The following is a 9,146-nucleotide window of genomic DNA, read 5'->3' on the forward strand; positions in this document are numbered from 1 at the left end:
TCATGCGATGCCGCTAGTCTGCCTGCGCCGCGCGCCGCCGACGCGCAGCGATGCGAACCGCGCGCTCGCCATGCGAACCGACCGCGCACGCGGCGATGCCTTTCGCTGCCGCGCCTGGCTTCGATATCGGCATGGAAACCGGCGCAAGCGGCGGCGCGGCCAGCAGCGCGAGTGCCGTGTCCGTGGCCTCCTCGTCGTCGCCCGCCGCGGCGGCCTTGCGCGCGTAGCTGCGCCACGACGCCTCGCCGAGCGCATACAGACACACGGCAGCCAGCGCCGTGCCGAGCGCGCTCAACCCCGCGCGCCGCTCCACGCCACGTAACTCGTCAAGCGCGCGCCGCCACGCGCGCACGCGCAGATAACGCCATGCCAGCGCGATCCGCGCACGCGGCGCATCCGGTTGGAGAACGTCGATCGCATGGGCAAGCTCGTCGAGATCGGCAAGCGACGCGAGCGCGTCGTGCCGCGCCGCACGCCACAGCAGACGCACGAGCGCCGCCACGATGCCGCTGTCCAGCGGATCGATCGTCGTCGCGCACGCGGCGGCGTCATGCGCATCGCGCCGCGTCATTGCGCACCGCTCTTCGTTGTCGCAGCTGTCGCAGCCGGCGCCGCAGACGGCTTGCCGCCACCCGCGCGCGCCTCGCCCTCCACCTCGCCGCGCGACAGCGCCTGCGCCTGCGCGCTGAGCCCGGTGAGCGCGATCTGCCCGCGCACCTCGGCGAGGAACACGCCCGCGAGCAGCGCCAGCAACAGAATCGTCAACGCGCCCTTCACCGGTTGCGCGAGCGAACCCAGTTCGAGCTTTTGCGACATCTTGCTCGTGAAGCCGAAGCCGATATCCACGAGCAACAGCATCAGCATCATCGGCGCGGCGAGCTTGGCGACGGTCTCCATCAGCGAATCGGTCTGATGCAGCACGAAGCTCTCCAGCACCTGCCCGCCCGCCGGAACGAGCGCGCCGAGCGGCCACCATCGATACGAGTCATAGAGCGCGCCCAGCAGAAACGTCATGCCGCCGAGCAGCCAGAACGCGGCGATGGCGAACTGGCTCAAAAGCGCGGACGTGAGCGAGCTCTGCTGACCCTGGCTTGGGTTCTGCATCTGCACGTTGTTGTAGCCCGCGAGGTCGTCCACATAGACGCCCACACACTCGGCGGCCCAGAACACCGACGACGCCGCGAAGCCGAACACCAGCCCCAGCAGCGCTTCCTTGATGCCGATCGCCACCAGCATCAGCGGGGTGGAATCTTCGTAGAAGCCCTGCTGCCCCCAGGCCACGAAGACGCTCCACAACAGCGCGAGCGCGGTGCGCACGCGGCCCTGCAACACGCCGTCGGCGGTGGGCGGGAATACGATCATGAGCACCATGAGACGCTCGCTGCACAGTGCGAGCAGGGTCACGAAGCCGACCAGATGGTGGCCGGCCATGAGTGTCTGATAAGTGATGTCGTTCATCGCAAGCAGGCTCTCCGGATAACTCAGGCGGCGCGCGCGGGGCGTCGCTGTTCGCTTGTCTCTTCTTCCTCGGCATCTTCGCGCGCTTGCGCCAGCGCCTGCGCGAGCCGGTCGCGATGGCGCGTGTAGACGTCGATGCGCGCGCGATTGCGCACGATGCGCAGACGCGCCTCGGCGCACGCGGCCTCGCTCGCGGCCAGCGTCTGCACGGCGCGCGCCGTATCGCCTTCACACGCCGCCAGTCGCGCCGATTCCTCGGCGCGCCACTCGCGCAGCGCGAGCAAGACGTCGGGACGAAACGCGCCGTCCAGCATCGCGTCGAGCTTCGCATCTTCCAGCGCGAGCTTCGCGGCCTGCGCTTCGGTCTGCGCGCGGCTTGCCGCGAGCGCGTGCGTCTTCTGCGCGACATCGGCGCGCTGCGCGGCCAGCGCCGCGTCGAGCTTGCGCCCGAGCGCCTCGCGACGCGACAGCACGCGATCGATCGCAATCACCCGGCGATCCTTCATGACGCCACGATCTCCGCGAGCTGGCCGAGCGTCTCGTCGAAATCGACCAGCAGGTCGGTCGGCTGGCTGAGAAAAGCGCGGATCGCCTCGATTTTCTGCACCGCTTCGTCGGCCACCGGATCGGCGCCGCTCTGGTATTCGCCCACCTGGATCAGCAGCTCCACTTCCTTGTGTTTGGCGAGCAGGCGGCGCACGTGCCCGGCCACGCCCACATGCTCGCGGCTCACGACCTGGGACATCACGCGCGAGAGACTGGCGCTCACGTCGATGGCGGGATAGCGGTTCTGCGCCGCGATCTCGCGCGACAGGATCATGTGTCCGTCGAGAATGCCGCGCACTTCCTCGGCGATCGGATCGCCGCCCGATTCGTCTTCGGCTAGCACCGTGTAGAGCGCCGTGATCGAGCCGCGTTCGGCGCGGCCCGTGCGTTCGAGCAGACGCGGCAGCTCCGCGAAGATCGAGGGCGGGAAGCCGCGCCGCGTGGGCGGCTCGCCCATGGCCAGGCCGATCTCGCGCTGCGCGCGCGCAAATCGCGTCAGCGAATCCATCATCAGCAGCACGCGCTGGCCGCGATCGCGGAAGTATTCGGCGACGGCGGTGGCCGCGTAGGCGGCTTTGGCGCGTTCGATGGAGGAACGATCGGAGGTCGCGCACACCACCACCGAGCGCGCCATGCCTTCCTCGCCCAGAATGTGCTCGCAGAATTCGCGCACTTCGCGGCCACGCTCGCCGATCAAGGCGATCACGTTCACATCGCAGCGCGCGCCGCGCGCGAACATGCCCATCAGCGTGCTCTTGCCCACGCCAGCGGGCGCGAAAATGCCCATGCGCTGGCCTTCGGCGAGCGTCATCATGCCGTCCACGACGCGCACGCCGGTGGGCAGCGGCGTGTCGAGCACGGGGCGGCTCATCGGATCGGGCGGATCGGCGATCACGGGTTGCCACGCGTCGCAATCGAGCGGGCCCTTGCCGTCGACGGGCTCGCCCAGGCTGTCGATCACGCGGCCGAGCAGACCCGTGCCGATGCGCAGCGCGAGCGGCCGGCCGAGACCGCGCACGCGCGTCTCGCGCGAAACGTTGCCCAGCCGCCCAAACGGCGAAAGCAAGGCGATGCCGCGCGTGAAGCCCACGACTTCGGCGCGTTGCAGCAGCGCGCCTTGCGGCGAGCGCAGTTCGCAGAGTTCGCCGAGCTGCGCGTCGAGACCCGCGACCTTGATAAGCGTGCCGATCACTTCCTGGATCTTGCCGTAGCCCGTCGTGCGCACGGGCATGCGCAATTCGCGTTCGAGGTCGGAGGTGAAACGGTCGAAACTTGCCGATTGTGCTGGGGCGTTGGTGGGGCTCATGGCGCGTCGGCTTCCTGTAACGAGGCGGGTTGTTCGGGCGCGATTACGATGTCCACCGGCACATCGATTTGCGCTTCGATTTGCGCGTCGTCCGGCGTATCGCTGTGCTCGTCGAGCGCCCGCGCCAGCGCCTCGCGCAGCGCTTCAAACTGCACGTCCAGGCCCGCATCAACGGTGCCGAGTTCGCTCTCGCACAGGCAAGCGCCGGTTTGCAGCGCCGCGTCGGCGCGAACGCGCACCCGCACCGCGCGGCCCAGATCGCGCGCCTGCGCCGCGAATTCCGCAAAAGCCTGAGTGGCCGCTGCGAACCGCGTCGGATGCACGGCCACGTCGAGCACGCTGCCATCGGCGACGATGTTGTCGAGCGTGGACGTGGCGCGGCGCAACAGTTCGGCCGGATCGCTCGCGGCCACCATCCGTTCGACGGCAAGCACCACCAGTTCGGCAAGACGCGCGCGTTCGCGCCGCGCCACCGCTTGCGCGGCTGCATCGGGAAGTCGCAAGTGGCGCGCGTGCCAATCCGCGAGCGCGTCGCGCAGCCCCGCCGCGCGGCCTTCGCGCGCGGCGTCGGCGTGACGCGCTGCGGCTTCGGCAAGCTGCGCCGCGGCCTGCGCCTGCGCGGTTTCGCGCAGCGCGCGGGCGTCTGCGTGGGCGGCGTCGAGCATCGCATCGCAGCGCGCCTGCAGCGCGGCGAGCGCTTCGTCCATGTCCACCAGTTCCGCCAGTTCATGCGCACGCAGGACGTCGTGTTCGACGCCCGCTCCCGCGCCCGCATCGCAGCCCTCGCGCGACGCATTGCGCAACCAGATCATCATGCGGCCTCCGCCAGAAGTTCAGGCAGACGCGCAGCGAGCGCGTCCGCAATCGTCGTGCGAGGCGTGCTCGCGTCGTCCAGTTCGGGCCACGCTGCCTGCAGCGCGTCGTTCGGCAACGCGAAGCGCATCAGCGCGAACGCCTCGCCGCATTCGCGCGCGAGCCGCTCGAAACCCCGCGCCGCGAGCGTATCGGCGATATCGGGCGCGCGCGCATCGAGCGCCGCTTCAGGGTGCAAATCGCGGTACAAATCGCCCTGCAAATCGCGCGGCATCGAGAGCAGCACGCGCACGCCGCTCTCGCCGAGCCACTGCGCGAGGAGCGCGCGGCGCGGCCGGTCGATCCATGCGCGGATTTCATCGGCGTGCTCGCAAAGCGCGCGCAAGCGCCATATTCGTTGTGCGTGCAACGGCTCGATCAGCGCGAGCGCCGCACCCGGCGACACAAAACAGGCGAGCGGCGGCACCGGCACGCCGGCATCCGCGAGCACGGCTTCGGCCAGCGCTTCATTGCTTCGGTCATTGCTTCGGTCCTCGCTTCGAGTGCGGCTTCGATCCACGCCGCCCGGCACGCCCGCCGTGCGCCACAAGCGCTCGCGCCGCAACGGATGCATCCAGTCGAGCAAGGTGCGCCGCCGATGCCGGTAGCGCGCGAGCCGCGCCGCGATCACACGCGCGCACTGGCTGTCGTCGGCGTTCTCAAGTGTGCGGTCGTTCATGAGCATTTCCATCGTCACGCCGCCGCATTGTTCACATCGGCCGACGCGCTCGCCTGCGCCGCCGCAGCGCCTTTCGCGCGCCGCTTCAACAGCTTCGCGGCCAGCCCGGCCACGCCATCGCGCGACGCCGCGCCGCGCGCGCGCATCAACGCGAACGCCGCCACGCCCAGCAGCAGAACCATGCCGAGCGCACCGCCCGCGTAAATCAGCAGATCGTTCGCCGCATTCGCGCGCGGCGCGAGGGCGAGCGGATCGGCCGCGATCGCGGTCACGCTCACCTGGTCGTAAGTGAGACCTTCGATGCTGTGCACCACGAGGTTCTTGATCGCGGGCACGAGCCGGTCGAGACTCGCGTCTGGCCGGTACTTGATGAACACGGCAGCCGACGACGGCCTGACCGTCTGCGCCAGTGGATCGTTGTCGGGCAGCACGATCTGCACGCGCGCGACCACCACGCCGTCGATCTTCGACAGCGTGTCGCTGAGTTCCTGCGAAAGCCCGTAAATGAAGCGCACGCGCTCTTCGGTCGGGGTGGAAACGAGGCCGTCTTTCTTGAACAACGCGCCGAGATTGTCGTACTTGTTCTCGGGTATGCCGCGCGCGCGCAAGACCTGCATCGCCCGCACGATCTGCGCGTCGTCCACGGCGACGGACCACGTCTTGCCGCCATCGGGCGAACTCTTTTGTGCATCCACACCGTATTCGATCAGCGTAGCGACCATCACATTGCAGTCCTGTTCGCTCAACTGCCCATACAGCTCCTTCTTGCAGCCCACGAGCGCGAGCAGCAGCGCCAGCGAAACGCAGGGCAAGAGGCGACGCAGCGCGCGAGGCTGGCGAAGAATCGGGCCGGTCCGGCCTTGCGCACCGGGTGCGCGTTCGTCGTAGTCGGGTTTCATGTCACTGGTTCTTCATGAGCGTCTGCACGGCGTCCTTGGTGGATTGCACCGTGGCCATCTTGACTTGCAGATCGGCGTTGAGGCTGGCGATCTCCAGCTGGATCGTCATGTCGGCGGCGGCGAGGCGCTCCATCGAGAGCGCGCTCAGATGCTGACTCATATAGAGCACGTCGTTGGGCACCTGGCGATAGTCGGCGGCCTGGTCCTCGACGGCCTGCTTCACCACATCGAGCCGCGAGCCGGGCGCGGACGTGGCGGACAGACTCGCCTGCGCGCCGGGCTCCTGCTCCAGCAGCGCCTGGAAGCGCTCGGCGAGCGCGGCGGGCGGCGTGCTTGCATGCGTGCCGCTGCCGGTGTCGAGAATGCGGTCGATATCGAACTGTGTGACGAGCGTGGAATTCATTTCGCGTCTCCGGTAATGGGCATGCGCGTGCTCTCGCCCGCGCGCGGCGCTCAAATGCGCAAGTACTGCAACTCCAGCGGCAACTCCAGCGCCAGGCGCGGCGCCGTGTCGAGACGTGCCGTGGCGCGGTCGTGCGCGTCGGTTTCGAGTTCGAGCGCAGAGTCGGGCGGCACGAATCGCCCGGTGCGCGCCGCATCGCGTGCGGCGTCCTGCAAATCGCCGGCGGCGAGCAGCGTGCGCGCGAGCCGCCCCACTTCATCGTCCGCGTGCTCGCGAGCGAGTTCACGCGCCTCGTCCTGCCAGCCGAAGCTGCCACGCGCCTTCAGGCACTGCAGCAACATGCCCTTGCTCGACGGCAGGCACACACCACGCGCCGCGAGATCGCGAAACAGCCATTCGGCCTCGTCCCACTCTTCGCGCAGCATGCGCAGCCAGCCTTCGAAGAAGCCAAACTCGGCGCGTTGCGGACTCAACAGGCGCAGCGCGCCGACGAGTTGTTCGAGGTCTTCGACATCGATACCGCGCGCTTTCGCCTGCGCCGCCGCGCCTGCGGCCGCAAACGCAGCCGCGGCCAGATCGGTAAGCACGCCGAGCGCCTCGCGCGGGCACGGCGGTTGAGCCTTGAGTGCGTCCATCGTTTCTCCCAGACGATCCATAAGTGATTGCGGTGCATCGCGACGAAGCCTGCTGTGCGATTCGTCACTGTCGATGCGTTCCGCGCATGGCTCGCAAGTTACGCAATGGCCGCGCCGCGCAACGCCCGCCACACGAAGCCGCACATCGATATGCGAAGCGCGGGCGAGGCAGTCCGGCGGCGCGCGCGCCACCGTTCGCGCCGCGCGCCACCGCTTCGCATCGCGCAAGAGGATGCGCGGTGCGCTTTCTTATCGTTGCGCCGATGCGCTGTATCGATGCGCGCCCAATCGCAACCAGCATCCAGGAAGCCCGCTCATGAGCGACGAAAAAACCGAAGAGCCCTCGCAGCAGAAGCTCAAGAAGACCCGCGAAGAAGGCCAGGTCGCCAAAAGCGCCGATGTCGTCGAGACGGCCTGCCTCGCCGCCGTGTTCCTCGCACTGCAAGCGGGCGGCGCGCATATCGTCGACACCTTGCGCGCGCTGCTCACCGAAGCGCTCGACTTTGCGGGCACCGCGCGCGACGGCCCGTGGATCGCCAATGCGCTGATCGACATCGGCATTCACGCGGCCGCGTTGCTCGCGGGCGTGGCCGTGCTGGCGCTCGGCGCCGCGCTGCTCGCGCTGATGCCCCAAACCGGCATGCAGATCGCGATGAAAGCGGTGATGCCGAAACTCAACGCCGTGAGCCCCGGATCGGGATTCCAGAAGATCTTCTCGATGAACGCCGCCATCGATCTCGCCAAAATGGTCTGCAAGGCGATCGTGCTGCTTGCCGTGATGTGGAGCACGATCCGCGCTTCGCTGCCGGTGGTGGCCAGCGCCCTCGACCGCTCGATTCCTCAGCTATGCGAAGTGATGTGGTCGGTGACGATGCATGTGGTAGCCGTGGCGCTGGGCGTGTTCGGCGTGATCGCAGCCGTGGATTTCAAGTTGCAGAAGTGGCTGTTCATCCGCAAGAACCGCATGTCGAAGGACGAAGTCAAGCGCGAGCATAAGGAAAGCGAAGGCAATCCGGAGATGAAAGGCGAGCGCAAGCGCCTCGCGCGCAAGCTCGTCAACGAAGGGCCGAAACAAGGTGTCGGGCGCGCCAATGTGGTGGTGGTGAATCCCGCGCACTACGCCGTGGCGCTGCGCTACGACCCGGCTGAATTTCCGCTGCCCGTGGTCATCGCACGCGGCCTGGACGAGCACGCGCTGCTGCTGCGCCGCTACGCCGCCGAAGCGGGCGTGCCGATCGTCGCCAATGCGCCGGTCGCGCGCATGCTGCATCGCGTACCCGAAAACCAGCCTATCCCCGAAGCCCTGTTTGAAGCGGTGGCCGCGATCCTGCGTTGGGTCGACGGCCTCGCTGCCGCGTCCGCGAAGGCGGACTCCCACGCCTGAGCGAGGAACCCTGCATGTCTACCCAACGACTCAAACTACCCGCGGCGGGCGAAGCCGGCATCGCGATCCTGCTGATCGCGATCGTCTCGCTGATGATCCTGCCGCTGCCGCCCGCCATCATCGACGGCCTGCTCGCCGTGAACATCACGATCAGCGTCGTGCTGCTGATGGTCACGATGTACGTGGGCCATATCGCATCGCTGTCGGCGTTTCCCTCGGTGCTGCTGTTCACCACGCTCTACCGCCTGTCGCTCAACATCGCCTCGACCAAATCGATCCTGCTGCACGCCGACGCGGGCACCATCATCGAGAGTTTCGGCGAGCTGGTGGTGGGCGGCAATCTGGTGGTCGGCCTCGTGGTGTTCGTGATCATCTCGGTGGTGCAGTTCATCGTGATCGCGAAGGGCTCGGAGCGTGTGGCCGAAGTCGGCGCGCGCTTCACGCTCGACGCGCTGCCCGGCAAGCAGATGAGCATCGACGCCGACCTGCGCGCCAACATCCTCACGCCCGAAGAGGCGCGCCGCAAGCGCGCGCGGCTCGCGGTCGAAAGCCAGCTGCACGGCGGCATGGACGGCGCGATGAAGTTCGTGAAAGGCGATGCCATCGCGGGCCTGATGATCACCTTGATCAACATTGTCGGCGGCATCGCGGTGGGCGTCGCGTATCACGGCATGAGCGCGGGAGAAGCGGCGAATCGATTTTCGGTGCTCTCGATCGGCGATGCGATGGTCTCGCAGATTCCCTCGCTGCTGATCTCAGTGGCGGCGGGCGTGATGATCACGCGCGTGGACGAAGGCAAGGCCGACGGCCAGGATTCGCTCGGCGAAGCGATCGGCCGCCAGTTCACCAGCAGCGCCCGCGCATTGTGGTTCGCGGCCTTGCTGCTGCTCGGTTTCGCGCTCGTGCCGGGTTTTCCGATGGCGCTGTTCGTGCTGCTTGCGGGCGTGCTCGCCTTCACCGCGCACCGTCTGCAAAAGAAGCACG

At 68.0% G+C, this 9,146-nt stretch carries 11 protein-coding genes; 2 read left to right on the plus strand and 9 right to left on the minus strand.

Annotated elements, in window-relative coordinates; all coding sequences use genetic code 11:
- Positions 1-13 precede the first annotated feature (13 nt).
- From G3N59_RS29785 to G3N59_RS29825, 9 genes are read right to left on the minus strand one after another with little or no spacing between them, the layout of a single operon-like run.
- Positions 14-571 carry an HrpB1 family type III secretion system apparatus protein gene (locus G3N59_RS29785; RefSeq protein ID WP_205986414.1) on the minus strand — a complete coding sequence of 186 codons (558 nt, stop codon included), beginning with the start codon at positions 569-571 and terminating at the stop codon, positions 14-16.
- Positions 568-1,458, minus strand: a complete 891-nt coding sequence (sctT, locus tag G3N59_RS29790) for a type III secretion system export apparatus subunit SctT (protein WP_205986415.1) — start codon at positions 1,456-1,458, stop codon at positions 568-570. The genes G3N59_RS29785 and sctT overlap by 4 nt, the downstream gene beginning before the upstream one ends.
- A gap of 23 nt (positions 1,459-1,481) precedes the next feature.
- Entirely contained in the window at positions 1,482-1,964 is a 483-nt protein-coding gene (locus G3N59_RS29795; RefSeq protein ID WP_205986416.1) for a type III secretion system protein, read from the minus strand.
- Positions 1,961-3,310, minus strand: coding sequence for a type III secretion system ATPase SctN (gene sctN, locus G3N59_RS29800; protein ID WP_205986417.1), 1,350 nt, complete (start codon positions 3,308-3,310; stop codon positions 1,961-1,963). The genes G3N59_RS29795 and sctN overlap by 4 nt, the downstream gene beginning before the upstream one ends.
- Positions 3,307-4,125 (minus strand): FliH/SctL family protein, encoded by an 819-nt coding sequence (locus tag G3N59_RS29805; RefSeq protein WP_205986418.1) that lies wholly within the window; start codon positions 4,123-4,125, stop codon positions 3,307-3,309. Before G3N59_RS29805 ends, sctN begins: the two co-directional genes overlap by 4 nt.
- Positions 4,122-4,841 carry a type III secretion protein HrpB4 gene (locus G3N59_RS29810; RefSeq protein WP_205986419.1) on the minus strand — a complete coding sequence of 240 codons (720 nt, stop codon included), beginning with the start codon at positions 4,839-4,841 and terminating at the stop codon, positions 4,122-4,124. Before G3N59_RS29810 ends, G3N59_RS29805 begins: the two co-directional genes overlap by 4 nt.
- Positions 4,842-4,855: 14 nt before the next feature.
- Positions 4,856-5,740, minus strand: a complete 885-nt coding sequence (gene sctJ, locus G3N59_RS29815; RefSeq protein WP_205986420.1) for a type III secretion inner membrane ring lipoprotein SctJ — start codon at positions 5,738-5,740, stop codon at positions 4,856-4,858.
- Position 5,741: 1 nt separating this feature from the next.
- On the minus strand, positions 5,742-6,143 hold the full coding sequence (locus tag G3N59_RS29820) for a serine kinase (protein ID WP_205986421.1): 402 nt from the start codon (positions 6,141-6,143) through the stop codon (positions 5,742-5,744).
- Positions 6,144-6,193: 50 nt separating this feature from the next.
- Positions 6,194-6,799 carry an HrpB1 family type III secretion system apparatus protein gene (locus G3N59_RS29825; protein ID WP_241024399.1) on the minus strand — a complete coding sequence of 202 codons (606 nt, stop codon included), beginning with the start codon at positions 6,797-6,799 and terminating at the stop codon, positions 6,194-6,196.
- A 295-nt stretch (positions 6,800-7,094) separates the two neighbouring features.
- On the opposite strand from G3N59_RS29825, the gene sctU reads away from it, so the two are divergent.
- Together sctU and G3N59_RS29835 are read left to right on the plus strand one after the other, a co-directional pair.
- Positions 7,095-8,162, plus strand: coding sequence for a type III secretion system export apparatus subunit SctU (sctU, locus tag G3N59_RS29830; RefSeq protein ID WP_205986422.1), 1,068 nt, complete (start codon positions 7,095-7,097; stop codon positions 8,160-8,162).
- A 14-nt stretch (positions 8,163-8,176) separates the two neighbouring features.
- On the plus strand, positions 8,177-9,146 hold a 970-nt coding region (locus tag G3N59_RS29835), incomplete at its 3' end, for a flagellar biosynthesis protein FlhA (protein WP_205986423.1).

This window comes from Paraburkholderia sp. Ac-20340 (genome assembly GCF_017104965.1).
GTDB lineage: Bacteria > Pseudomonadota > Gammaproteobacteria > Burkholderiales > Burkholderiaceae > Paraburkholderia.

Bases quoted from the DNA above. Each gene is read 5' to 3' on its own strand.
- sctU (WP_205986422.1), top strand. From the start codon at position 7,095: ATGAGCGACGAAAAAACCGAAGAGCCCTCGCAGCAGAAGCTCAAGAAG.
- G3N59_RS29825 (WP_241024399.1), bottom strand. From the start codon at position 6,799: ATGGATCGTCTGGGAGAAACGATGGACGCACTCAAGGCTCAACCGCCG.
- G3N59_RS29795 (WP_205986416.1), bottom strand. From the start codon at position 1,964: ATGAAGGATCGCCGGGTGATTGCGATCGATCGCGTGCTGTCGCGTCGC.
- G3N59_RS29810 (WP_205986419.1), bottom strand. From the start codon at position 4,841: ATGAACGACCGCACACTTGAGAACGCCGACGACAGCCAGTGCGCGCGT.
- sctN (WP_205986417.1), bottom strand. From the start codon at position 3,310: ATGAGCCCCACCAACGCCCCAGCACAATCGGCAAGTTTCGACCGTTTC.
- G3N59_RS29805 (WP_205986418.1), bottom strand. From the start codon at position 4,125: ATGATGATCTGGTTGCGCAATGCGTCGCGCGAGGGCTGCGATGCGGGC.
- G3N59_RS29820 (WP_205986421.1), bottom strand. From the start codon at position 6,143: ATGAATTCCACGCTCGTCACACAGTTCGATATCGACCGCATTCTCGAC.
- G3N59_RS29785 (WP_205986414.1), bottom strand. From the start codon at position 571: ATGACGCGGCGCGATGCGCATGACGCCGCCGCGTGCGCGACGACGATC.
- sctT (WP_205986415.1), bottom strand. From the start codon at position 1,458: ATGAACGACATCACTTATCAGACACTCATGGCCGGCCACCATCTGGTC.
- sctJ (WP_205986420.1), bottom strand. From the start codon at position 5,740: ATGAAACCCGACTACGACGAACGCGCACCCGGTGCGCAAGGCCGGACC.